The following is a 22997-nucleotide window of genomic DNA, read 5'->3' as shown; positions in this document are numbered from 1 at the left end:
GCTCTACCACTATCGCGGATGTCCGTTCCACTAGTCCTCCTCGATACTACGGCGCGGTTCGCGGGATGATGGTGTTGTGGCACATCGAGCCGAGCTGGACGGCGTGTTCGCGGTGGATGCGAGCGCCGATGCTCAGCGGCGCAGCCAGCTGCGCCGAATGAAGATGGTGGCGCTGAGCTTCCTGCTCGGCGCCACCGCGATCTTCCTCGGCTGCCGGTGGGCACAGGCCGAGGGCGCCGGCGCATGGGTCGGCTACGTCGGCGCGGCGGCCGAGGCCGGAATGGTCGGCGCGATGGCCGACTGGTTCGCGGTCACCGCCCTGTTCAAGCACCCGCTCGGCATCCCGATTCCGCACACCGCGATCATCAAGCGCAAGAAAGACCAGCTCGGCGAGGGCCTGGGCACCTTCGTCCGGGAGAACTTCATGTCCCCGACGGTGGTCGAGGTCAAACTGCGCGACGCACAGATCCCCAGCCGATTGGGCAAGTGGTTGGCCGACCGCTCCCACGCCACCCGGGTGGCGACCGAGGCATCAAACGCGCTGCGGTTGCTCGTCGAGATGCTGCGCGACGACGACGTGCAGCACGTGCTGGACCGCATGATTATCAAGCGCATCGCCGAGCCGAAGTGGGGGCCGCCGGTGGGCCGGGTGCTTGGTACCTTGCTGGCCGAGAACCGCCAGCAGGCCCTCATTCAACTGCTCGCCGACCGCGCGTTCCAGTGGTCGTTGAACGCAGGCGACGTCATCCAGCGTGTGGTGGAGCGTGATTCACCGACATGGTCGCCGCGCTGGGTCGATCATCTCGTCGGCGATCGCATCCACCGCGAGCTGATGGACTTCACCGACAAGGTGCGCCGCAATTCCGACCACGAGCTGCGCCGGTCTGCCAACCGCTTCCTGTTCGAGTTCGCCGAGGACCTTCAGCACGATGAGGCGACGATCGCCCGCGCCGAGGCCGTCAAGGAGCAGCTGATGGCCCGCGACGAGATCGCCAACGCCGCCGAAACGGCTTGGCGGGCGCTCAAAGGGATAGTCCTGGAGTCCGTCGACGACCCGTCCAGCGCGCTGCGCACCCGTATCGCCGACTCCGTCGTCCACATCGGCGAGTCGCTGCGCGACGATGCCGACCTGCGCGACAAGGTCGACGACTGGATCATCCGGGGGGCCAAGCACCTGGTGTCGGAGTACGGCGTGGAGATCACCGCGATCATCACCGAGACGGTCGAGCGGTGGGATGCCGAGGAGGCCAGCCGGCGCATCGAATTACATGTCGGGCGCGACCTGCAATTCATCCGCATCAACGGCACTGTGGTCGGCGCATTGGCCGGATTGATCATCTATTCCGCAGCTCAGCTACTGTTTTAGCGCAGTGCTAACTGAGTGCTTGCAAAAGCTAGCACTACGTCGTATGGTGGTTTGTACGTACCGATACCCATCGCGCACAGGTGGTGAAACCGTGACCCCACAAGAGGGCGATATTGCCGCCGTGGTGTCCAGCGCCGCCCAGGACATCGGCAGCTTCATCAGGGCGCAGCGCGAAGCGGCGCAGGTATCGGTGCGGCAGTTGGCCGAAAAGGCCGGTGTCAGCAATCCGTATCTCAGCCAGATCGAGCGCGGATTGCGCAAACCCTCTGCCGAAGTGCTCAATCAGATCGCCAAGGCATTACGCGTTTCCGCGGAAGTGCTCTATGTGCGGGCCGGAATCCTCGAGCCCACCGAAACCAGCGCGGTGCGCGACGCCATCATCACCGACACGGCGATCACCGAACGGCAGAAGCAGGTTCTGCTCGACATCTATTCCTCGTTTTGCCAACAGAACGAAGCTGCCCGTGAGGAGCCGACAACTGCCTAAAGGTCTTCAGATGATCGCGATTTCGTACTAGAACGACAGACATGATCCGTTGAAAGGAAGTACCACCATGGCCCAGAAGACCCAAAAGAACCAGCCCACCGTAGACGACCTGCGGACTCCCTTGCTCGCGGCCGTCGGCGCCGCCGATCTTGCGCTCGCGACGGTCAACGAGCTCGTGGCCAACCTGCGCGAGCAGGCCGGCGAGGCCCGCACCACCGCTCGCAGCCGGGCCGACGACACCCGTGAGCGGCTGACCAAGCTGCAGGAAGAGCTGCCGCGGCGCACCGAGGAGCTGCGCGGCCGACTCTCCAGCGAGGAGCTGCGCAGGGCGGCCGAGGGCTACCTGGAGCAGGCCCAGACCACCTATCAGAGCCTGGTCGAGCGTGGCGAGGCCGCGTTGGAGCGGCTGCGCAGCCAGCCCGCGTTCGAGGAGGGCCGCGGGCGCCTCGAGGGCTACCGCGAGCTGACCGAGGAGGCGCTGGGTAACGTCGCCACCCAGACCCGCGCGGTCGGCGAGCGTGCCGCGAAGCTGGTCGGCGTCGACCTCCCGCGCAAGGACGCAGGCAAGAAGGCTTCGGCGAAGAAGGCGCCGGTCAAGACGGCCTCCGCGAAGAAGGCGCCGCCGGCCAAGAAGGGCGCCAAGAAGGTCACCCAAAAGTAACTGAGTCGACGGCCGGGACGGTATCCGCATAGGCTTACTAACTGTGAGCCACTTGGTGGGTACCGTCCTGTTCGTTTTGCAGATCGCCGTCCTGGTCACGACGGTCTACTCCTTCATCCACGCCGCGCTGCAGCGCCCCGACGCCTACACCGCCGCCGAGAAGCTGACCAAGCCGGTCTGGCTGGTGATACTCGGCGCGGCCGTGTTGGTGGCCCTGGTTCTCGGCATCACCGGCATCGCGATCGCCGCCGTGGCCGCCGGCGTGTACCTCGTGGACGTTCGCCCGAAAATACTCGAGATTCAAGGCAAATCGCGCTAACGGATGCTGCGCGCAACGCTGGCCGCTGCGGCAGCGGCGGTGCCGATCGTCGTCGCGGCCCCCGCTCACGCAGACACCGCCCCCGCCCCGCCGTTCATCGACCACACCCAGTGGGCGCATTGGGGCGACCTCTCTAGCCTGCGGGTGTACCCCACGCAGGCCGGCCGGGCGGCCAGCACCAACTTCGTCGGCCCCGACGAGGCCTGGTCCGAGGTGCTCGCACTGTCGCCCGACGCCGACACCCCCGGCATGCGCCAGCAATTCGTCTGCCACTGGCAACTGGCCGAATTCGCCCAGCCGGGGAAGGTCAGCTGGAATCTGGAGCCGTGGCGACCGGTCGTCGACGACTCTCAAATGGTCGCCTCGGGCTGCAACCCCGGTGGCAGCCAAGAACCGTTCTGATGCTCACCCGGGCCGAGGTGGCCGGGATGGTTGACCACACGCTGCTCAAGCCGGAAGCCACCGTCGCCGACGTGGCCGCCCTCATCACCGAGGCCGCCGAATTGGGCGTGTACGCGGTGTGCGTGTCACCGTCGATGGTGCCCGTCGCCAGAGCAGCGATCAGCGCCAATCGGGCCGGGCTGCCGATCGCCGCGGTGGCGGGTTTCCCGTCGGGTAAACACCTCAGCGCGATCAAGGCGCACGAGGCCGCCAAGGCCGTCGACGACGGCGCCGCCGAGATCGACATGGTCATCGACGTCGGCGCTGCGCTGGCGGGCGACTGGAACGCACTGGAGGCCGACATCGCGGCGGTGCGTGGCGCCGTCCCCACGGCGACGCTGAAGGTCATCATCGAGTCCGCGGCATTACTCGAACTATGCGGGTCGCCACTGGTAGTCGACGTGTGCCGGATCGCCAGGGACGTCGGCGCGGATTTCGTCAAGACGTCGACGGGCTTTCACCCGTGTGGTGGCGCGTCGCCCCGTGCGGTGGAATTGATGTCGGGCGTCGGGCTACGCGTCAAGGCCAGCGGCGGCATCCGCAGCGCCGAACAGGCCGGCGCGCTCATCAAAGCGGGCGCCACCCGGCTCGGGCTGTCGGGCACCCGCGCGGTGCTCGACGGATTCCGCCGCTAGCAGCCGTTACAGATTCGCGAAGCACGGGTCGGTGTTGCCCGGCGGGATCGCCGCGTTGCGTGTCGAAAAATGGGCAACCACACCGGTATTCGTGACTTGCACGCTGTCGGCGTGGATGCCGAGCGGGTAGTTCTGAGTCAATTGGGTGGTGAACGCGTCCAGCGCCGGCTGCACGGTCTCGCTGGGCAGCGTGAAGCCCAGCCCGTTCAGGCTCACGACTTGCATTCCGATCCCGTTCTTGACCACCTGCGGCTTGGCGGTGACGCCGCCGATCGCGGCCTGCAGCTCGATGGTGCCGTTGGACGGGTTGGTCTTGACGCCGCTGAGGAAGCTGCCGAACAGCGGGATGGCGCTCTGCACAGTCTGCTTGATGCCCTCGGCCGACCAGGTGATTGTCGCGTCCAGCGCCCCGATGGTGCCCTTCGAGTTGGCGGTCGGCTCCAGTCGGACGTCGTCGATGCGCACGTCGGCTTTCATGCCCTTGGCGCTGCGAATCTGGTTGCCGGCGGTCTGGATTGAGATGTTGCCGTAGTGACCGGTCATCCGCTGCAACAGAAATGGCGTCGGCCCGAACGACACGCTTGCGCTGTCCTGCACCACGCACTCGGTGGCGGCGGCCACCCGGTTGTTGGCCTCGTGGCGGGCGTACAACTCACCGGCGAGCAGGCCGGCGGCGATGAGCGCCACCACGATCACGACGATCAGGACGATCGACAGCGGGTCGCGAAGGCGGAAGCGGCGTCGCAGTTTTGGGCCCTCCGGTGTTGGCGCGGCGGCGGGGTGTCCGGGATATCCGGGTGGCGGCGGCGGTGCGCCCGGCGGCACCGACGCGGCCGGATATCCGGGTGGCGGTGGTGTGCCCGGCGGCACGCGGGCGGCCTGAGTGGGCGTGTCGGCGGGGCGGGCCCACGCGGTGTGATCGGCGGGCCGCGGGCCCTGCGGATTTGTCACGCGCGAGATTCTGCCTTACCAACCTGAACGAACCCTGAGCGGTTCCTGAGCACCGCAAGGGTGTCGCGGGCGGCCGTGACCTGGTCGAGGTCGATGTCGGCGACGACGAGCCGCGGCTCGGCATCAGCCTGATCCACCACCTCGCCGAGCGGCGATGCGATCAGGCTGCCGCCGGCGCCGGTCGGCAGCCTGGCCAGCTCGTCACCGGGATACGCCTGGCCGGCCGCCGCCACGAAGCTCACCGCATCCAGCGCCCTGGCCCGGGCCAGCAGCGTCCACTGGTCGAGCTTGCCGGGCCCGGAGCCCCACGACGCGCTCACGACGATGAGCTGCGCGCCACGCAGCGCCAACTCGACGTACAGCGCCGGGAAGCGGATGTCGTAGCAGGTGGTCAGCCCGATGTCGACGCCGTCGACCGTGATTACCACGGGTTCTCGCCCGGGTGCCACGGTGCGCGATTCGGTGAAACCGAACGCGTCGTAGAGGTGGATCTTGTCGTAGTGGGCGTCGACACCGGGCCCGGTCGCCACCAGCGTGTTGAACACCCGACCGTCGGCGCTCGGCGTGAACATGCCGGCGACGACGACGGTGTGAGCATCCGCCGCGATCTCGCGCACCCGCGCCGCCCACGGCCCGTCGAGCGGTTCGGCCACCGGCGCGAGCGGGACCCCGAAACGGCACATCGTCGCCTCCGGGAACACGACCAGCCGCGCGCCCGCGTGCGCCGCCCTCCGCGTGTACTCGGCGACCAGATCAAGGTTGGCCACCGGGTCGGTGCCGCTTTTGATTTGCGCCAACGCAATGCGCATGACGGCAAGCCTAGCGGTGCTGCCTATGCGTTCTCGGCGATCCACGCCGTCGTGAATCGTTGCTCCGCGATGAGAAGTTCGGCCAGCTTGCCGCCGATGAACGACTCGATCTTGCCGCCCACCAGCGGGATGTCGACCTCGATGGTCACGTTGAACTGCAGCCGCGAGCCGGTCTCGGTCGGCACCAGATCGGCTTTGCCCGACAGCGACGCGGGCGCGCCGGCGATGCGGCCGGTGACCTCGGCGTGGGCTTCGCCGCCGGTGATGGGGCCCCACTTCTCGCCGCGCACGATGTGCACGTCGCCGTGGTGGAATTGGGTGGCCAACGCGGGCAGCCGGTCCAAGTGCACCGTTTGGGTGGTGGCGACTTCGACGCCGCCGTCAGCGGCCACGGTCATCGAATCCAAGGTCGCGATGTCCGCGCCGGAGTCGGCCAGCCGCGCCAGCCAATAGTGCTCGTCGCTGAGCGCGTGATGCACTTCTTCGACGGTGGCCTTGTATTCGGCCGATAAGTCGAATGAACGCGGCATAGCAGGCCAGGCTACCGTTAGCCGCCGTGACCAGTTCGGCGTATGCAGGGGCACTGGTGTCCGAGCGGGTGCCGCTCGCGCCGCACACCACACTGCGCGTCGGCCCCGTCGCACGGCGGCTGATCACCTGCACCTCAACCGAGCAGATCGTGACGACGCTGCGCGACCTGGACGACGCCCGGCCGCTGGTGCTGGCCGGCGGGTCGAACGTCGTGATCGCCGACCATCTCACCGATCTGACCGTGGTGCGCCTCGCCAACACGGAGATCACCGTCGACGGCTGCCGGGTGCGCGCGGAGGCGGGCGCGTTGTGGGACGACGTCGTCGTCACCGCGCTGGCGCACGGCCTCGGTGGCCTGGAGTGCCTGTCCGGCATCCCGGGATCGGCGGGCGCAACCCCGGTGCAGAACGTCGGCGCGTACGGCGTCGAGGTGGCCGACACGCTTACCCGGGTGCGGCTGTTTGACCGGCGCACCGGCGACGTCGGCTGGGTGTTGCCGCAGGCGCTCGGCTTCGGCTACCGCCGCAGCGTGCTGAAGCATTCGGACGCCGCGGTCGTGCTCGAGGTGGAGTTCGAACTCGACGCGTCGGGTCGCAGCGCGCCGCTGCGCTACGGCGAGCTGGTTACCGCCATGGGCGCCGAGCCGGGGGAGCGCACCGATCCGGCGCGGGTGCGCGACGCAGTGCTCGCGCTGCGCACCCGCAAGGGCATGGTGCTCGACGCGGCCGACCACGACACCTGGAGCGTCGGTTCGTTTTTCACCAACCCCGTGATCGGCACGGCGGACTTCGAGCGGCTGCAACAGCGGTTCGACACCGCGGTGCCGCACTGGCCCGCCAACCCCGGCGTCAAGCTGGCGGCCGGCTGGCTGGTCGAGCGGGCCGGCTTCAGCAAGGGCTACCCCGGGGCGGACGCACCGGCGCGATTGTCGACGAAACACGCCCTGGCAATCACCAACCGCGGCCGCGCCACGTCAGACAATGTGGTACGGCTCGCCCGTACCGTGCGGGACGGCGTTCAGGCGGTCTTCGGCATCGCGCTGGCCCCCGAGCCGGTCCTGGTAGGAGTGACGATTTAGCAACTGCCATCGGGTCCCCGTATCCTGTGTCGACGTGACCCCAGCCAATCCTTCGCCGATGTTGAGTCGACGCAGGGTACTGTCGGTGTTCGCGGTCGGAGTGGTCGCGCCGGGTGCGCTGGCGTCGTGTTTCGGCGGTTCTAGCAAACAGTCGCAATCGGCGCCGCCGCCGAAGCCGACCGTGACGTATCGGCCGGCCAACGGCGCCAGCGACATCGTGCCGACCGCGCCGGTCGGCGCCGACGTCCGCGACGGCTGGTTCCAGCGGGTCACGCTCACCAATTCCGACGGCAAGATGGTCGCGGGATCGGTTAGCCACGACCGCACCTCCTTCGCCGTGACCGAACCGCTCGGTTACGGCGTCGAGTACACCTGGGGCGGCTCGGTGGTGGGCCGCGACGGCACCGTGATGCCGGTGAGCGGCGGCTTCACCACGGTCAAGCCGCACAAAACGGTCAGCGGGCAGTTCCAGCTCGCCGACGGCCAGAGCGTCGGCGTCGCCGCGCCGATCATCCTGCAGTTCAACTCCTCGATCAGCGACAAGGCCGCGGTCGAGCGGGCGCTGAGGGTCACCACCGACCCGCAGACCGAGGGCAGCTGGGCGTGGCTGCCCGACGAGAAGCAGGGCTCGCGGGCGCACTGGCGCACCAAGGAGTACTACCAGCCCGGGACGAACGTGACCGTCGAAGCCAAGATCTACGGTGTCTCGTTCGGCGACGGCGAGTACGGCGCCGAGGACTTGTCGCTGCACTTCACGATCGGGCGCCGGCAGATCGTCAAGGCTCATGCCCCGTCTCATCGCATTCAGGTGCTCAACCAGGACGGCGCCGTCATCATGGACTTCCCGTGCAGCTACGGCGAGGCCGACCAGCCGCGCAACGTCACTCGCACCGGCACCCACGTGGTGAGCGAGAAGCACGCCGACTTCTGGATGTCCAATCCGGCCGCGGGTTACAGCAACGTGCACGAACGGTACGCGGTGCGCATCTCCAACAACGGTGAATTTATCCACTGCAACCCCGAAAGTCTTGGCGCCCAAGGCAATACGAACGTGACCAACGGCTGCATCAATCTGAACCTGGACAACGCGATTCAGTACTTCAACAGCGCGATCTACGGCGACCCGGTCGAGGTCACCGGCACGTCGATCCGGCTGTCATACTCCGACGGTGACATCTGGGACTGGGCCGTGGACTGGGACACCTGGGTTGCGATGTCGGCGCTTTCGGGCACGCAGCCGCCGCCCGGCATGCCGAGTACCGCGCCCGCCACGCCGTCCGGCGCGCCTCAACCGGTCAACGGCCGACCCGGCGGGTAGCCGACGCCTGGTCGCGCGGCCGGATGACGATCAGATCGAGGTCCACGTGCGACGGCCGGGACGCAACGAACCCGATGACCTCCGCGATGTCCTGCGCGACCAGCGGGGTCATGTCCTCATAGACGGCGTCGGCCCTCTGCTGGTCACCGCCGAACCGCACCAGTGAGAACTCCGTCTCCACCATTCCCGGCGCAATCTCGGTGAGCCGCACCGGTTTTCCCAACAACTCGCCGCGCAGCGTGCGATGCAGTGCGCTCTGGGCGTGCTTGGCCGAGGTGTAGCCGGCACCGCCGTCGTAGATTTCGAACGCGGCGATCGAGGTGACCGTGACGACCAACCCGTCGCCGGACTCGATCAGCTTCGGCAGCAGCGCGCGGGTGACCCGCAGCGTGCCCAGCACGTTGGCCTCCCACATCCACCGCCAGTGGTCCACGTCGGCGTCGGCAACGGGTTCCATGCCTTTCGCGCCGCCGGCGTTGTTGACCAGCACGTCCACCCGGTCCAGGCCGGCCGCGAGCTCGTCGATCGCGGCCTGGTCGGTGACGTCGGCCACAACCGCAGTGCCGCCGATCTCGTCGGCCAGAGCCTTGAGCGGCTCGGCGCGCCGGGCCAGCGCCACCACGTGAAATCCTTGGGCTGCAAGGGTTCTCGCGGTGGCCTCGCCGATCCCGGAACTGGCGCCGGTGACCACCGCGACCCGGCGACCCGACTGTGGTGTGGTCATCTGCCCAACTCTAGTTCGGCAACAAGCCATGCTAAGTTCTAGGCGTGTTCGCACCGCAGTGTTGTCGCCCCGGTATCCGCCACGCCTGATCGCTGCCGCGTCCCTTCGAGTCGCCAGGCGTGGCCAGCATCCGCCGGACCGACAACCAAGGACGACCACCGTGCGAACCACCGCCCTGACGATTCATCCGCTTCGGACCCGCCACCACGTCATCGCGCCGTCGCTGTGTGTGGCCGACGCCGCCGCGGCATCGGTGTTCGGCGCGGCGCGGATGCGCGGGCCGATCGCCCGCGATGTCATCGCCGAAGTGACATCGCTGTCCATCGCGACGGTCAATCGTCAGGTCACCGCGCTGCTTGATGCCGGACTGCTGCGCGAGCGCGCCGATTTGGCGGTGTCCGGGGCGATTGGGCGGCCCCGCGTGCCAATCGAGGTCAATCAGGAGCCGTTCCTGACCCTCGGGCTGCACATCGGGGCCCGCACCACCAGCATCGTGGCCACCGACCTGTTCGGCCGCACGCTCGACGTCGTCGAGACGTCGACGCCGCGCACCGCGCAGAAGGCGGCGCTGGAATCGCTGGCCGGCAGCGCCCGGCGCTATCTGAGCCGCTGGCACCGCCGCCGCCCGCTATGGGTCGGCGTGGCGATCGGCGGCGCGGTCGACGGCACCACCGGGCACGTCGAGCATGCGCGGCTGGGTTGGACCGACGCGCCGGTCGGCCCCGTGCTGGCCGAGACGCTTAGCCTGCCGGTGTCGGTGGCGTCGCACGTCGACGCGATGGCCGGCGCGGAGTTGCTGCTCGGGATGCGCCGGTTTGCCGCAGGGTCGTCGTCGAGGCCCGGCGGGCAGGAGCGAAGCGACCGGGGATCATGCCTCTACATCTACGCCCGCGAGACGGTCGGCTACGCGTTGGTGATCGACGGCCGAGTGCACACCCCGGCCAGCGGCCCGGGCACGATCGCCGCGCTGCCCGCGCAATCGGAGCTGCTGGGCGGCTCGGGCCGGCTGGAGTCGACGGTCAGCGACGAGGCGGTGCTGGCCGCGGCACAACGGCTGCGGATCGTGTCGGCCCGGGGCGCCAACGCGACGCTCGCCACGCTGTTGCGGGCCGCGCGGCAGGGCAGTGAACCGGCGCGTGAGCTGCTGGGCGAGCGGGCCAGGGTGCTCGGCGAGGCGGTCGCGCTGCTCCGCGACATGCTCAACCCCGACGACGTGGTAGTCGGCGGCCAGGCGTTCACCGAATATCCCGAAGGGATGAGTCTGGTGGATGCGGCCTACACGGCCCGTTGTGTGCTGCCGCCGCGCGATATCCGGGTCACCGTGTTCGGCAACCGGGTGCAGGAGGCCGGCGCCGGAGTGGTGTCACTCGGTGGGCTGTACGCCGATCCAATCGGCGCGATGCGACGCGCGCTGACGCGCCGCCCGGAGGTGTCCGCGTAGCCGTCCTGTAGACATGGGGTGTGCGGCAAATCGATGCGACGCCCCGGCGCGTGGCGGTGTTGTCGGTGCACACCTCTCCGTTGGCACAGCCGGGCATCGGCGACGCCGGCGGCATGAACGTCTACGTGCTGCAAACCGCGCTGCAGATGTCCGCCCGCGGGGTGGCGGTGGAGATCTTCACCAGGGCAACGTCATCGGCCGATCCGCCGGTCGTGCACGTGGCGCCCGGCGTGCTGGTGCGCAACGTCGTCGCCGGCCCCTTCGAGGGGCTGGATAAATACGACCTGCCAACGCAGCTGTGCTCGTTCGCGGCGGGCGTGCTGCGCGCCGAGGCCACTCACGAGCCGGGCTACTACGACATCGTGCACTCGCACTACTGGCTGTCCGGGCAGGTCGGCTGGCTGGCCCGGGACCGCTGGGCGGTGCCGCTGGTGCACACCGCGCACACGCTGGCAGGGGTCAAGAACGCCGCGCTGGCCGACGGCGACGCGCCCGAGCCGCCGCTGCGGGCGGTCGGCGAGCAGCAGGTGGTCGACGAGGCGGACCGCCTGATCGCCAACACCGAAGACGAGGCGCGCCAACTGGTTTCGCTGCATCACGCGAACCCCAACCGCATCGACGTGGTGCACCCCGGCGTCGACCTGCAGCTGTTTACCCCCGGTGATCGCGGGTTGGCCCGCGCGTCACTCGGGTTGCGACCCGACGAGCAGGTCGTCGCGTTCGTCGGCCGGATCCAGCCGCTCAAGGCGCCCGACATTCTGTTGCGCGCCGCGGCGCGGCTGACCGATCGGTTCGGCCGGCTGCGGATCTTGGTGGCCGGCGGACCGTCCGGCAGCGGTCTGCAGGCACCCGACGGGCTGGTTCGGCTTGCCGCCGAGTTGGGTATCTCGTCGCGGGTGACGTTCCTGCCGCCGCAGTCCCGCGAGGAATTGGTGACGGTGTTCCGCGCCGCCGATTTGGTTGCGGTGCCGAGCTATTCGGAGTCGTTCGGGCTCGTTGCCGTCGAGGCGCAAGCTTGCGGAGCGCCGGTGGTGGCCGCCGCGGTCGGCGGGCTGCCGGTCGCGGTGCGCGACGGCACCACCGGGGCGCTGGTGCACGGCCACGACGTCGACCGGTGGACCGCCGCGATCGGCGGCCTGTTGGGCGGCGATACCCGCGCGATGAGCCGCGCCGCCGTCGCCCATGCGGCGAACTTCTCGTGGGGTCATACCGTCGACGGGCTGCTGGCCGCGTACCGGCGGGCGATCACGATGATGCGGCACAACGGACATCAGTGGGCGCGGGCGTGAGTGTCGAGACCACGATCGAGGCCGCGCTGGCCGAGCGGGAACTGACCTACTCCCGCCACGCCGGCGGACTGATTGTCGAGCTGCCGGGGGAGCGCAAACTCAAGACCAACACGATGTTGACGATCGGGGAGCATTCGGTGCGGGTGGAGGCATTCGTCTGCCGCAAGCCCGACGAGAACCACGAGGGCGTGTACCGGTTTCTGCTCAAGCGCAATCGTCGGCTCTACGGGGTGGCCTACACCCTGGACAACATCGGCGATGTATACCTCGTCGGCCAGATCGCCCGGGAGGCGGTCACCGCAGAGGAGCTGGACCGGGTGCTGGGCCAGGTGCTTGAGGCGGTGGAATCCGACTTCAACACGTTGCTGGAGTTGGGCTTTCGTACTTCGATCCGGCGGGAATGGGCGTGGCGAGTGTCGCGTGGCGAGTCGTTGAAGAACCTGGAGGCCTTCCGGCACCTGATCGACGAGGACGGACAAAACGCACCGTGAGAGACTCCTGCCATGGCTGACGTGGGAACGCTGGTGCTGCTTCGCCACGGCGAGAGCGAATGGAATGCGCTGAACCTGTTCACCGGTTGGGTGGACGTCGACCTGAGCGAACGGGGCAGGGCCGAGGCGGTGCGCAGCGGCGAATTGATCGCCGAGCATGGCCTGTTGCCGGACATCTTGTACACGTCGGTGCTGCGGCGGGCGATCACCACCGCGCACCTGGCGTTGGACACCGCCGATCGGCTGTGGATTCCGGTCAGGCGCAGCTGGCGGCTCAACGAGAGGCATTACGGCGCGCTGCAGGGCCTCAACAAGACCGAGATCCGCGACAAGTACGGCGAGGAGCAGTTCATGGCGTGGCGGCGCAGCTACGACACCCCGCCGCCGCCGATCGAGCGGGGCACCGAGTGGAGCCAGGACACCGATCCCCGGTACGCCAACATCAGCGGTGGACCGCTGACGGAGTGCCTGGCCGACGTGGTGGCCCGCTTCTTGCCGTATTACACCGATGTGATCGTGCCGGACTTGAGGTACGGCAGGACGGTGTTGGTCGCCGCCCACGGCAACTCGTTGCGCGCGCTGGTCAAATACCTGGACGACATGTCCGAGGAGCAGGTCGTCGGCCTGAACATCCCGACCGGTATCCCGCTGCGCTACGACCTCGACGACAACCTCAGGCCGTGCGTTCCCGGCGGGCAGTATCTCGATCCGGAGGCCGCCGCGGCCGGTGCGGCCGCGGTCGCCGCGCAGGGCGCCAAGTAGCGCAGGGCGCCAAGTAGCGCAGCACGCCCGGCGGACAATGAGGCGATGGCCTCCTACCTTCTCAACGAAGCCGCGGTCGCCAAGGCGCGCACGCTCATCGACGCCCGCCAGTACGTTCAACAGAGCGACTGGGCAGAGGTGCAGCCGCGTGCCGAGGCACAGAACGCCTTCCTGCAAACCCATTCCTGGGACGAGTACGCACATCGAACTGGCCGCCCATGCGCTGTTGCAATACCTGGACAAGAAGACGGGCCTGGAACCAAAGCAGTGGAAGGACTTCTAGCGGCGCCCGACGATCCGGCGGCATTAAGTACGGCATTAAGTAGCGCTAGCGCGCAACGCCCGCAAGGCGCTCGTCGAGCACCGCGTGGAAGTGACCGATCGCACTCTCGTGGCGGCCGAACTGCAGGAAGGTGTTCGCGCCGCTGTCCAGGCCCCGCTGAACGGAGGCCGACATTTCGTTGTCTTCGAGTGCGCCCGCTTCCAGCAGGTTGGGTGCGGCGCCCGGCGCCTTCGCCGCCACCGCCGCGGGCGCCGTCATCGCGTAGGTGGTCACCGTCGAGTGGTCGATGTCCACCGGGTCGATCACGACCAGGATGACCTGGTCGGGGAACGTCGCTAGCATCGCGTTCGGGAACAACTGGTACACGAACGTCAGGTGTCGATCAGCGGTCCAGGTCGACCGCGGACGATCGCGGAACCGTTCAATATTGCGGTAGGGGAACGTGATCCGGCAGTTCGGCCCGAATGTTTCGACGATGTTGAGGTTGTCGTACTGCAATGGGTAGAACGTCTGCCGATGTGTGCTGCGGATGTGGTAGCCCTCCAGAAACTGCTCGACGAGCACCTTCCAATTCATCGCTCGCAGCGTCGACTCGACGCGAATGAGCTGCGAGGCCGGCAGCAGCTTCTCGGCCCATACAGCTCCGTCGCTCAGCGCATTCTCGGCCCCGCCGGTGTCGAACGCGCCGGTGTCCAGCGCGTCGATGACGATCAAGCCTTCGACCTCGCCGCACCCCACCTCGACCAGCCCGCGCGATGACCGGTCGAGATCGGGGAACCCGTCCTGATGAGGAACATGGGCCAGCGCGCCGTCCAGCCGATACGTCCAACCGTGGTACCGGCAGACCAGCGCGTGCCCACAGCCCCGTCCATCGACCAGTGCCGCGCCGCGATGGCGGCACACGTTGCGGAACACCCGCGCCTTGCGGTCGGGCCCACGGACCGCGAACAGCGGCACGCCGAACGCGGTCCGCTCGATGTGATCGCCTGAATTCGGTATCGCCGCCGACGGGACGAACACACTCGGCAGCGAACGCAACAGTCGAAACTCGTCTGAAAAGCGCTCCGGATCAAGATAATTCGCGACCGGTTCGCACCAGGCCTCGCCTTCGTCGGTCGATCCGGCGTCAATGTGCGCCAGGACACGACGAACGATCTCGGCATCGTCGGCAAGCGTCGCCGTCGCAGGAATGTTCATGCCAGTTGAGTATCACCGTCTGAGCATCGCGTGTCAATACATCTGTGATACGTTGACCGGGATGCGATACCCGGCATGCGATACGTTGACCGGCATGCGATCGGTTGACGATCTCATCGGAGACCGCCCGCTGACTGCTCGTTCCGTGCTCGCATCGGCATTGTTGGGTGCCGACGAGCCGCGCCTTCCGGTGGCGGCACTGATCGCGGTCGCGTCGCTGTTCGGGATCAGTGCCGGCGCCACGCGTACCTGCCTGTGGCGAATGGTCTCCAGCGGCGAGCTCGTCAGCGATGACGGCAGCTATGCGCTGACCGGTCACCTGCTGGACCGGCGCCACCGCGTCGACGACGCCGCCCATCCCGAAACCACCGCGCGCCGATGGAACGGGCAGTGGGAACTCGCCGTGGTCTCCCGGGAACGCCGCTCGGCCGCCGACCGTGTTGCACTCCGAAAAGCCGCCGCGGCCCTGCATCTCGCCGAGATCAAGGAGGGCGTCTGGATCCGGCCGGACAACCTCGACCCCGACCGGTCGCCCGAATTGCGGGCCATCCTGGATGGCCAGTGCGTCCACTTCCGAGCGGCCGACTCCGACATCGACGTCGACATGGTGCGGTCGATCTTCGGCCTCGACGCGTGGGCGCGTGACGCCAGGCGGCTGATCGCGGCAATGGACGACGAACTCAATCGCGCGACGACTCCCGGCTCCACCGCCAACTTCAGAAACCAGTTCGCTTTGGCGGTGGCGGTCGTCCGCCATCTTCAGCTCGATCCGCTGCTGCCGGTGCCCCTTATGCCCGAGGATTGGCCGGCAACGTCGTTGCGGCGCACGTACCATCGTTTCGACGACGCCTTCAAGCGGCGGATGAATGCCGCGTTCCGACTGCTCTAGTAGCGGTTCGCCACTCGAAATTGGAGAACAGTCGGTGAACAGCGATGGAACTCCAGCGTGGGTATCTGTGAGATGTCCAGAATTAGCCGCACGCTGCTGGGGTGACGTTCACCCGATGCGTACGATTTCGCTGTGACTGTGATAGCCGCGGTGCTCGTCGCCGCGGTGTCGGCTCTGCTGGCACTGGGGGTAGGTTTCGCCGTCGGCGGCTATCTGCTCCCCCGCTTCGAAGAACGTGAGCGGCGCACCGCGGCCCAGGAAGCCGGCCTGACGGTGTCGCAAATGCTGCAGCGCATCGTCGCACTCGCGCCCACCGGCGTGGCGGTGGTGGACAATCAACGCGATGTGGTGTTCATGAATGCCAGGGCTCAGGAACTGGGCCTGGTCGGCGACCGGCTGCTCGACCCGCGGGCGTGGGAGGCCGCGCAGCATGCCCTCACCACCGGCGAGGACGTCGACATCGACCTGACGCCGGGCCGGCTCGCCGCGGGCCGGTCCGGGCTGTCCGTGCGCGGTCATGTCCGGCTGCTCACCGAGGAGGACCGCCGCTTCGCGGTGATCTACGTCGACGACGACTCCGAGGTGGTGCGAGTGGAGGCCACTCGCCGGGACTTCGTGGCCAATGTCAGCCACGAACTGAAGACGCCGGTCGGCGCGATGGGGGTGCTGGCCGAGGCCCTGCTGGAATCGGTCGACGACCCCGACACCGTGCGCCACTTCGGCGAGAAGGTGCTCGCGGAGAACAAGCGGCTGGCCAACATGGTCAGCGAGCTGATCGATCTGTCGCGGCTGCAGGGCGGCGAGCCGCTGCCGGACCTGGCCGCCGTCGACGTCGATACCGTTGTCGCCGAGGCGCTTTCGCGATCGAAAGTCGCCGCCGACAACGCCGACATCGCGATTACCACTGACAAGCCTTCCGGTTATCGGGTTTTGGGTGACCAAACACTGCTGGTCACGGCGCTGGCCAATCTTGTGTCGAATGCGATCTCGTATTCGCCGCCCGGCTCGCCGGTGTCGATCAGCCGTCGTAAGCGCGGCGGCAACATCGAAATCGCGGTCACCGACCGCGGTATCGGCATTGCCCGCGAGTATCAGGAGCGAGTGTTCGAACGGTTCTTCCGGGTCGACAATGCGCGATCGCGCCAGACCGGCGGCACCGGGCTGGGCCTGGCGATCGTCAAACACGTCGCCGCCAACCACAACGGAACCATCAGGCTGTGGAGTCAACCGGGAACGGGTTCGACGTTCACGTTGTCGCTCCCGGTGTATCGAGAAACCGACGTCGAGTCGGAAGGATGAGAGGCGAACCTCGTGACCAGTGTCCTGATCGTTGAGGACGAGGAGTCCCTGGCCGACCCCCTGGCATTTTTGCTGCGCAAGGAGGGATTCGAGGCAACGGTGGTCGGCAACGGCCCTGCCGCGTTGGCCGAATTCGACCGTGCCGGCGCCGATATCGTGCTGCTGGACTTGATGCTGCCCGGGATGAGCGGCACCGACGTGTGCAAGCAACTGCGGTCCCGGTCGAGCGTTCCGGTGATCATGGTCACGGCCCGCGACAGCGAGATCGACAAGGTCGTGGGGCTGGAGTTGGGCGCCGACGACTACGTCACCAAGCCGTATTCGGCCCGCGAGCTGATCGCGCGGATTCGCGCGGTGCTGCGCCGCGGCAGCGACGTCGACGACTCTGGTCTCGGCGACGGCGTGCTGGAGTCCGGGCCGGTCCGCATGGATGTCGAGCGCCACGTGGTGTCGGTCAACGGCGAGCCGATCACGTTGCCGCTCAAGGAGTTTGATCTGCTCGAGTATCTGATGCGCAACAGCGGACGGGTGCTCACCCGCGGGCAGCTTATCGACCGGGTGTGGGGCGCCGACTATGTCGGCGACACCAAGACCCTCGACGTGCACGTCAAGCGGCTGCGCAGCAAGATCGAGGCCGATCCGGCCAACCCAGTGCACCTGGTTACGGTCCGCGGTCTGGGATACAAGCTGGAGGGCTGACCGGCATCGGTCAGCGCGTTCAGCCCGTCACACCGCCCATGATCTCGTAGACGTCGAAGGTGCACAGGCCCGACGAGATCGCCGGGTCTTGCTCCGCCAGCCCGACGACCTCCTCATGACAGTCGGCGCGCACGACACCGAGGCCCCACACACCCTCCGGATCGGCGACCGGTCCGAACACCACGACGCGGCCGTCGACCATCAACTGCCGCCAGTACTGCGCATGGCGAGCCATCGCGTCCTGCTCGTCGGGGGTCATCGTCTGCGCGAAGTCGGCGCGCGGCGGCACCAGCCGGAAGAAGAACAGCTTGTCTCTCATCGCGGGCGTTCCGCGGCACGCGTCGCCGGATGCACGGCGATCAGCCCCAGCCCGGCCCGGCGTTTGCACATGGCCGCGAGCTCCGCGTAGGCCTTCTCGCCGATGAGCTCGGTCAGCTCCGCGGCACAGCTCTGCCACACCTGCTGCTTGCCGACGTGGGCGGCCGGGTCACCGGTGCAATACCAGTGCAGATCGTGGCCGCCCTCGCCCCAGCCGCGCCGGTCGTATTCGGTGATCGTGGTCTTGAGCACCTCCGTGCCGTCGGGCAGTGTCACCCACTCCTGGCTGCGCCGAATCGGCAATTGCCAACAAACTTCCGGCTTCATCGTCAACGGCGGCACGCCTAGCTTCAGCGCCTTGATGTGCAGCGCGCACCCCATCCCGCCGGAAAACCCGGGCCGGTTCAGAAAGATGCACGCGCCCTTGTATTTCCGGGTCCGCAGGTTGGGCTTGCCGTCGTACTCGTCCATCTCGAGATAGCCCTTCTTGCCCAGACCCTTCTCGCGGAACTGCCAGTCTTCGTCGGTCAGCCGCGTCACCGCGTCGTCGAGCTGAGCGCGGTCGTCGTCGTCGGACATGAACGCCCCGTGCGAGCAACAGCCGTCATCCGGCCGGCCCGCGACCGTGCCCCGACAGGCCGGGGTGCCGTACACGCATGTCCAGTTCGACAGCAGCCATGTCAGGTCGGCGGCGATCAGGTGCTCGGGATTGTCCGGGTCGTAGAACTCCACCCACTCGCGGGCGAAGTCCAGTTCGACCTCGCCGGGATGCGATCCGCTCACGATGATTAACGTACCCTTCCCAAGCCGTTCATGACGACATCACCGCAAACGGATGCCATTCCGTTCTAACGGGTTTCGGTGAGGTTGGTGCTCGCGCCCGGAGACCTTGTGCGGCTTGGCCGTCGGTATCCCAGTGGCAACGGTTCGGCCGCCGCGGCGGCGACTGCCACCCGGGCGGCCGAGGCCGGATGTGTTTCCCGCAGCCAGGTCGATGACCGGTCGCCGGAGAACCTGCCGGCGCCTTCGGGACCGACGGGATCGGCACCGACCCGGCCCCGCAAAATCATGATTGATTGCTGCGTGGTCGAAATCACGTCACGCAACGGCAGGCCCGTGCCGCATCCGGGCCATGGACCAGCGCGCCGAGCCGATTGGTAACCAACGCCTTCGGGTCGCTGCCATCGGCGCGGCCCTCGATCGCCGCCAGCAACCGATCGACGGACGCCCTCGGGTCGGCGATATACATCACCACGTCGCCCGAGCGCCGCCAGACCTTCGCCCCTGGCAATTCGCACGGTAGACGGTCTCAACTCCACGCGGCGCCACCCGTCATCGAGCTTGCGCAGGGAGCATATGTGATGCCGGCACGGAACTCGCCGGTAACCGCACTTCGCCGGTAACCGCACTTCGCCTGCAAACGCACTAAGTTGGTGACGTGCGATTAGGCGTGCTCGACGTGGGCAGCAATACCGTTCACCTGTTGGTGGTGGACGCCCGTCGCGGTGGCCACCCGACACCGATGAGCTCCACGAAGGCGTCGCTGCGGCTGGCCGAGGCCATCGACAGCTCCGGAAAGCTGACCCGGCGCGGCGCCGACAAGCTGATCTCAACCCTCGACGAATTCGCCAAGATCGCCACCAGCTCGGGCTGCGCGGAATTGATGGCGTTCGCCACTTCCGCGGTGCGCGACGCGAAGAACTCCGAGGACGTGCTGGCCCGGGTGTTCGCCGAAACCGGCGTCGACCTCCAAGTGCTCAACGGAGTCGACGAGGCGCGGTTGACCTTCCTCGCGGTCCGCCGCTGGTACGGCTGGAGCGCGGGCCGCATCACCAACGTCGATATCGGCGGTGGATCGCTGGAGCTGTCCAGCGGCGTGGACGAGGAACCCGACGTGGCGCTGTCGCTGCCCCTCGGGGCGGGCCGGCTGACCCGCGAGTGGCTACCCGACGATCCGCCCGGCCGACGCAGGGTCGCTATGCTTCGCGACTGGCTGGACAACGAGCTGGCCGAGGCCGCCCGCACGCTGCTCAAGGCGGGCAGCCCAGATCTGGCAGTAGCGTCATCGAAGACGGCTCGGTCGCTGGCACGACTCACCGGCGCGGCACCTTCCGGCGCCGGCCCCATGGTGAAGAGGACACTGACAGCGACCGGGCTGCGGCAGTTGATCGCGTTCATCTCGAGGATGACTACCGCCGACCGTGCAGAGTTGGAAGGAGTGAGTGCCGACCGGGCGCCACAGATTGTGGCCGGTGCGCTGGTGGCCGAGGCAACGATGAGAGCGCTGTCGATAGAAAGCTTGGATATATGCCCGTGGGCGTTGCGCGAAGGGTTGATTCTGCGGAAACTCGACAGCGAAGCCGACGGAACAGCCCTGGTAGACACGTCGGTTGCGGATGCCGAACGTCAGGTAGCTAGTCGGCCAAGGGGCAGTGCACGATGACGGAACCACACGACAACCCCGCATCCCGGCCCATCTCCGTGGCCGAATTGCTCGCGCGCAACGGCACCATCGGGTCACCCCCGATCAGCGGCAGGCGCAGGCGTCGGCGCGGCAACGACGAAGCGGTGACGGTCGCCGAGTTGACCGGCGAGATCCCGACCATCCACGGCAGCGACCACCTCGACCACACCGACGCGCTCGACCTGGCGCCGACCAACGGGACGGCGGAGCGCGAAGCCGAACCGCTCACCGAGCCGGAACCGGTCCGCCGCGACGAGCGCGGGCCACACCCCAGCCGCTACGAACCCGATCTCGACGACTACATCGAATCGCTGCGGCCCGCCCGACCCCGGCGCGTCCGCGCCGAACGTGGCGTTCGCGCCGAGCGTGTCCGCGCCGAACACATGGTGCCCGACCCGCTGGATGACGATGTGCTCGATGACGACGTGGACGACGACCGTGCTCGCGGTGTCGCGCTCGACGAGCACGCCGAGTTGGACGACGAGGAAGACCTGCCTCCTTATCTGCGGGGTGAGCGCGAGCACCTCTTCGGCGGCCACACAGGCCACACCGGCCACAGCGGCCACACCGGCCACGACGACGTGCTGGACGAGGACCCGACCGCCGAGCACGATGCGGCCGCGGGCGGCCCGCTCGGCACTGCACCGCAGACCACCATGCAGAAAGCGCTGCGCGGTGGGCTGGTCGTGGCACAGTCGATCGTCGCGGTCGCGTTCGGCGCGGGCCTGTTCCTGGCGTTCGACCAGCTGTGGAAGTGGAACAACATCGTCGCGCTGGTGTTGTCCGTGCTGGTGATCCTCGGCCTGGTCATTGCCGTGCGGGTGGTGCGCAAGACCGAGGACATCGGCAGCACGCTGATCGCCGTCGCGGTCGGGGCGCTGGTCACGTTGGGGCCGCTTGCACTGCTGCAATCAGGCTAGGTGCAGGAGCGACGGCGACCAGCAGAGCCCACCAGACGAGCCCAGAAAAACACTGTGCGCCCCGCCATCAAGGTCGGTCTGTCGACCGCCTCGGTCTACCCGCTGAGGACCGAAGCCGCGTTCGAGTACGCCGCCCGGCTGGGATACGACGGCGTCGAGCTGATGGTGTGGGCCGAATCGGTCAGCCAGGACATCGACGCGATCGCCAAACTGTCCAAGCGCTATCGGGTGCCGGTGCTGGCCGTGCACGCGCCGTGTCTGCTGATCTCGCAGCGGGTGTGGGGAGCGAACCCGATCACCAAGCTCGACCGCAGCGTGCGCGCCGCCGAGCAGCTCGACGCGCAGACCGTCGTGATCCATCCGCCGTTTCGCTGGCAGCGCCGCTACGCCGAGGGGTTCACCGAACAGGTGGCCGGGCTCGAGGCGGCCAGCGACGTGCACGTGGCGGTGGAGAACATGTTCCCGTTCCGGGCCGACCGCTTCTTCGGCGCCGGCACGACGTCGGTCGAGCGGATGCGTAAACGCGGCGGCAGGCCCGGTCCCGCGATCTCGGCATTCGCGCCGTCCTACGACCCGCTGGACGGCAACCACGCGCATTACACGCTCGACCTGTCGCACACCGCGACGGCGGGCAGCGACGCGCTGGACATGGCCGCACGCATGGGCTCCGGACTGGCACACTTACACCTCACCGACGGCACCGGCGCTTCCACCGACGAGCACCTGGTGCCGGGCCGCGGTACCCAGCCCGCGGTGGAGATCTGCCAGATGCTGGCCGCGGGCGACTTCTCCGGTCATGTGATCCTTGAGGTCACCACGTCCGGGGTGCGCACCGAGGACCAGCGCGAGGAACTGCTGAAGGAGTCGCTGGACTTCGCCCGGACGCACCTGTTGCGCTGAACCTGACGCCCGTGTTGCGCTGAACCGAAGGAAGTCCATGGGATCAACGCTGTTCAGCGATGCGATGGCGCTGCGCCAGGTCGAACACAGCGGCCGAACCGGCATCTACGACGCCGAGCTCAACGAGCACTGGACGGTCGGGCCGAAGCTGCACGGCGGCGTGATGATGGCGCTGTGCGCCGCGGCGGCCCGCACCGCCCACGGCACCGCCCGCAGCGCCAACACCGCCAACACCGGATCGATGCAGCCAATCGCGGTGTCGACGAGCTACCTGTCGGCGCCCGCGCCCGGCCGGTTGCGCGTACACACATTCGTCCGCAAACCCGGCCGCCGAGTAAGCGTCGTTGACGTCGAACTCGTCGAAAACGACCGGGCGGCGGTGCACGCGGTGGTCACGCTCGGCGAGCCCGAGCACCACGTTCCGCCGCTGTTGACCGTGAACCCCGCCGTGGCACTGATGGCTCCGGAGCCGCCGCCGGACATCGACCCGATCGGCCCGGATCACCCGATGGCGGGCACTTTCAATTACGCCGAGGGGTGTGACATCCGGCCGCTGATGTCCAGCGTGCGCACCGAGAGCACCCCCGCGGGCAAGCCGCCGGTGATCCAGATCTGGGTCCGGCCCCGCGGCATGGCGCCCGACATCTTGTTCGCGTTGATGTGCGGCGACATCTCGATGCCGGTGACGTTCGCGGTCGGTCGCACCGGCTGGGCGCCGACGGTGC

General features: G+C 67.9%; 27 protein-coding genes and 1 pseudogene. 20 read left to right on the top strand and 8 right to left on the bottom strand.

The annotated features are described in order from the left end of the window. Positions 1-76: 76 nt before the first annotated feature. From VE759_RS16385 to deoC, 6 genes are all read left to right on the top strand, one after another. Positions 77-1366: a DUF445 domain-containing protein gene (locus VE759_RS16385; RefSeq protein WP_324934308.1), complete on the top strand. Its 1290-nt coding sequence runs from the start codon at positions 77-79 to the stop codon at positions 1364-1366. Positions 1367-1409: 43 nt separating this feature from the next. Further along, complete coding sequence (locus VE759_RS16380; RefSeq protein ID WP_324934356.1) at positions 1410-1853, top strand: helix-turn-helix transcriptional regulator; 444 nt, start codon at positions 1410-1412, stop codon at positions 1851-1853. 67 nt (positions 1854-1920) lie between these two features. Then, positions 1921-2514, top strand: a complete 594-nt coding sequence (locus VE759_RS16375) for a heparin-binding hemagglutinin (protein WP_324934306.1) — start codon at positions 1921-1923, stop codon at positions 2512-2514. A 43-nt stretch (positions 2515-2557) separates the two neighbouring features. After that, the gene (locus VE759_RS16370) at positions 2558-2833 is read left to right on the top strand and encodes a DUF2516 family protein (protein ID WP_324934304.1); all 276 of its coding nucleotides are present in this window, start codon (positions 2558-2560) and stop codon (positions 2831-2833) included. Positions 2834-2839: 6 nt separating this feature from the next. Continuing rightward, positions 2840-3235 (top strand): DUF2599 domain-containing protein, encoded by a 396-nt coding sequence (locus tag VE759_RS16365; RefSeq protein WP_324934354.1) that lies wholly within the window; start codon positions 2840-2842, stop codon positions 3233-3235. Further along, on the top strand, positions 3235-3909 hold the full coding sequence (gene deoC, locus VE759_RS16360) for a deoxyribose-phosphate aldolase (RefSeq protein ID WP_414687935.1): 675 nt from the start codon (positions 3235-3237) through the stop codon (positions 3907-3909). Before VE759_RS16365 ends, deoC begins: the two co-directional genes overlap by 1 nt. Positions 3910-3915: 6 nt before the next feature. On the opposite strand, the gene VE759_RS16355 is transcribed toward deoC, so the two are convergent. Genes VE759_RS16355 through VE759_RS16345 form a run of 3 tightly spaced genes read right to left on the bottom strand, consistent with a single transcriptional unit; the run spans position 3916 to position 6199 of the window. Further along, a complete protein-coding gene (locus VE759_RS16355; protein WP_324934302.1) occupies positions 3916-4860 on the bottom strand; it encodes a DUF2993 domain-containing protein in 945 nt (314 codons plus the stop codon). Beyond that, on the bottom strand, positions 4857-5669 hold the full coding sequence (locus tag VE759_RS16350; RefSeq protein ID WP_324934300.1) for a carbon-nitrogen hydrolase family protein: 813 nt from the start codon (positions 5667-5669) through the stop codon (positions 4857-4859). Before VE759_RS16350 ends, VE759_RS16355 begins: the two co-directional genes overlap by 4 nt. A gap of 23 nt (positions 5670-5692) precedes the next feature. Continuing rightward, complete coding sequence (locus VE759_RS16345) at positions 5693-6199, bottom strand: DUF2505 domain-containing protein (protein WP_324934298.1); 507 nt, start codon at positions 6197-6199, stop codon at positions 5693-5695. Between the two features lie 26 nt (positions 6200-6225). On the opposite strand from VE759_RS16345, the gene VE759_RS16340 reads away from it, so the two are divergent. Both VE759_RS16340 and VE759_RS16335 read left to right on the top strand, forming a co-directional pair. Further along, on the top strand, positions 6226-7278 hold the full coding sequence (locus VE759_RS16340) for a UDP-N-acetylmuramate dehydrogenase (RefSeq protein WP_324934296.1): 1053 nt from the start codon (positions 6226-6228) through the stop codon (positions 7276-7278). Positions 7279-7336: 58 nt separating this feature from the next. Beyond that, positions 7337-8596: a L,D-transpeptidase gene (locus VE759_RS16335; protein WP_324934294.1), complete on the top strand. Its 1260-nt coding sequence runs from the start codon at positions 7337-7339 to the stop codon at positions 8594-8596. On the opposite strand, the gene VE759_RS16330 is transcribed toward VE759_RS16335, so the two are convergent. Then, complete coding sequence (locus VE759_RS16330; RefSeq protein ID WP_324934292.1) at positions 8574-9320, bottom strand: SDR family oxidoreductase; 747 nt, start codon at positions 9318-9320, stop codon at positions 8574-8576. The genes VE759_RS16335 and VE759_RS16330 overlap by 23 nt on opposite strands. 160 nt (positions 9321-9480) lie before the next feature. Between VE759_RS16330 and VE759_RS16325 the strand changes: the two genes are divergently transcribed. The 5 genes and pseudogenes from VE759_RS16325 (at position 9481) to VE759_RS16305 (ending at position 13586) form a co-directional block, all read left to right on the top strand. Next, on the top strand, positions 9481-10761 hold the full coding sequence (locus tag VE759_RS16325; RefSeq protein WP_414687934.1) for an ROK family protein: 1281 nt from the start codon (positions 9481-9483) through the stop codon (positions 10759-10761). A 20-nt stretch (positions 10762-10781) separates the two neighbouring features. After that, a pseudogene (gene mshA / locus VE759_RS16320) lies at positions 10782-12008 on the top strand (D-inositol-3-phosphate glycosyltransferase); the annotation flags it as partial. A gap of 38 nt (positions 12009-12046) precedes the next feature. Continuing rightward, complete coding sequence (locus tag VE759_RS16315; RefSeq protein WP_324934288.1) at positions 12047-12541, top strand: YbjN domain-containing protein; 495 nt, start codon at positions 12047-12049, stop codon at positions 12539-12541. A 12-nt stretch (positions 12542-12553) separates the two neighbouring features. After that, positions 12554-13303 (top strand): phosphoglyceromutase, encoded by a 750-nt coding sequence (locus VE759_RS16310; RefSeq protein ID WP_324934286.1) that lies wholly within the window; start codon positions 12554-12556, stop codon positions 13301-13303. Between the two features lie 148 nt (positions 13304-13451). After that, entirely contained in the window at positions 13452-13586 is a 135-nt protein-coding gene (locus tag VE759_RS16305; RefSeq protein ID WP_324934285.1) for a hypothetical protein, read from the top strand. A 45-nt stretch (positions 13587-13631) separates the two neighbouring features. Here the strand turns inward: VE759_RS16305 and VE759_RS16300 are convergent, their stop codons facing one another. Then, positions 13632-14783 (bottom strand): aromatic ring-hydroxylating oxygenase subunit alpha, encoded by a 1152-nt coding sequence (locus tag VE759_RS16300; protein WP_324934283.1) that lies wholly within the window; start codon positions 14781-14783, stop codon positions 13632-13634. A gap of 94 nt (positions 14784-14877) precedes the next feature. Here VE759_RS16300 and VE759_RS16295 point away from each other — a divergent pair, with 94 nt between their 5' ends. The 3 genes from VE759_RS16295 (at position 14878) to regX (ending at position 17670) form a co-directional block, all read left to right on the top strand. Next, positions 14878-15672, top strand: a complete 795-nt coding sequence (locus VE759_RS16295; RefSeq protein ID WP_324934281.1) for a PaaX family transcriptional regulator C-terminal domain-containing protein — start codon at positions 14878-14880, stop codon at positions 15670-15672. 132 nt (positions 15673-15804) lie between these two features. Then, positions 15805-16971 (top strand): sensor histidine kinase, encoded by a 1167-nt coding sequence (locus VE759_RS16290; RefSeq protein ID WP_324934279.1) that lies wholly within the window; start codon positions 15805-15807, stop codon positions 16969-16971. 12 nt (positions 16972-16983) lie between these two features. Beyond that, on the top strand, positions 16984-17670 hold the full coding sequence (regX, locus tag VE759_RS16285) for a two-component sensory transduction protein RegX (RefSeq protein ID WP_324934277.1): 687 nt from the start codon (positions 16984-16986) through the stop codon (positions 17668-17670). A 19-nt stretch (positions 17671-17689) separates the two neighbouring features. On the opposite strand, the gene VE759_RS16280 is transcribed toward regX, so the two are convergent. The 3 genes from VE759_RS16280 to VE759_RS16270 form a co-directional block, all read right to left on the bottom strand. Then, positions 17690-17989, bottom strand: coding sequence for a YciI family protein (locus tag VE759_RS16280; RefSeq protein WP_324934275.1), 300 nt, complete (start codon positions 17987-17989; stop codon positions 17690-17692). Then, positions 17986-18771: a hypothetical protein gene (locus VE759_RS16275; protein WP_324934273.1), complete on the bottom strand. Its 786-nt coding sequence runs from the start codon at positions 18769-18771 to the stop codon at positions 17986-17988. Before VE759_RS16275 ends, VE759_RS16280 begins: the two co-directional genes overlap by 4 nt. A 310-nt stretch (positions 18772-19081) precedes the next feature. Further along, the gene (locus VE759_RS16270; RefSeq protein WP_324934271.1) at positions 19082-19279 is read right to left on the bottom strand and encodes a hypothetical protein; all 198 of its coding nucleotides are present in this window, start codon (positions 19277-19279) and stop codon (positions 19082-19084) included. Between the two features lie 147 nt (positions 19280-19426). Between VE759_RS16270 and VE759_RS16265 the strand changes: the two genes are divergently transcribed. From VE759_RS16265 to VE759_RS16250, 4 genes are all read left to right on the top strand, one after another. Beyond that, on the top strand, positions 19427-20431 hold the full coding sequence (locus VE759_RS16265) for a Ppx/GppA phosphatase family protein (RefSeq protein ID WP_324934269.1): 1005 nt from the start codon (positions 19427-19429) through the stop codon (positions 20429-20431). Continuing rightward, the gene (locus VE759_RS16260) at positions 20428-21372 is read left to right on the top strand and encodes a hypothetical protein (RefSeq protein WP_324934267.1); all 945 of its coding nucleotides are present in this window, start codon (positions 20428-20430) and stop codon (positions 21370-21372) included. The genes VE759_RS16265 and VE759_RS16260 overlap by 4 nt, the downstream gene beginning before the upstream one ends. A gap of 54 nt (positions 21373-21426) precedes the next feature. Further along, entirely contained in the window at positions 21427-22272 is an 846-nt protein-coding gene (locus tag VE759_RS16255) for a sugar phosphate isomerase/epimerase (protein WP_324934265.1), read from the top strand. A gap of 37 nt (positions 22273-22309) precedes the next feature. After that, positions 22310-22997 (top strand): acyl-CoA thioesterase domain-containing protein (locus VE759_RS16250; RefSeq protein WP_324934263.1); only part of this gene is annotated, 688 nt, incomplete at its 3' end.

The organism is Mycobacterium sp., from assembly GCF_035640695.1.
In the GTDB taxonomy this organism is placed as follows: domain Bacteria; phylum Actinomycetota; class Actinomycetes; order Mycobacteriales; family Mycobacteriaceae; genus Mycobacterium.
The sequence above is the reverse complement of the archived record's forward strand: the minus strand, read 5'-3'. Positions and strand labels throughout refer to the sequence as shown.

Excerpts from the sequence above, each read along its gene's own strand:
- VE759_RS16380 (WP_324934356.1), top strand. The coding sequence starts at position 1,410 with ATGGTGGTTTGTACGTACCGATACCCATCGCGCACAGGTGGTGAAACC.
- VE759_RS16375 (WP_324934306.1), top strand. The coding sequence starts at position 1,921 with ATGGCCCAGAAGACCCAAAAGAACCAGCCCACCGTAGACGACCTGCGG.
- deoC (WP_414687935.1), top strand. The coding sequence starts at position 3,235 with ATGCTCACCCGGGCCGAGGTGGCCGGGATGGTTGACCACACGCTGCTC.
- VE759_RS16350 (WP_324934300.1), bottom strand. The coding sequence starts at position 5,669 with ATGCGCATTGCGTTGGCGCAAATCAAAAGCGGCACCGACCCGGTGGCC.
- VE759_RS16345 (WP_324934298.1), bottom strand. The coding sequence starts at position 6,199 with ATGCCGCGTTCATTCGACTTATCGGCCGAATACAAGGCCACCGTCGAA.
- VE759_RS16335 (WP_324934294.1), top strand. The coding sequence starts at position 7,337 with ATGTTGAGTCGACGCAGGGTACTGTCGGTGTTCGCGGTCGGAGTGGTC.
- VE759_RS16330 (WP_324934292.1), bottom strand. The coding sequence starts at position 9,320 with ATGACCACACCACAGTCGGGTCGCCGGGTCGCGGTGGTCACCGGCGCC.
- VE759_RS16310 (WP_324934286.1), top strand. The coding sequence starts at position 12,554 with ATGGCTGACGTGGGAACGCTGGTGCTGCTTCGCCACGGCGAGAGCGAA.
- VE759_RS16300 (WP_324934283.1), bottom strand. The coding sequence starts at position 14,783 with ATGAACATTCCTGCGACGGCGACGCTTGCCGACGATGCCGAGATCGTT.
- VE759_RS16295 (WP_324934281.1), top strand. The coding sequence starts at position 14,878 with ATGCGATCGGTTGACGATCTCATCGGAGACCGCCCGCTGACTGCTCGT.
- VE759_RS16280 (WP_324934275.1), bottom strand. The coding sequence starts at position 17,989 with ATGAGAGACAAGCTGTTCTTCTTCCGGCTGGTGCCGCCGCGCGCCGAC.
- VE759_RS16260 (WP_324934267.1), top strand. The coding sequence starts at position 20,428 with ATGACGGAACCACACGACAACCCCGCATCCCGGCCCATCTCCGTGGCC.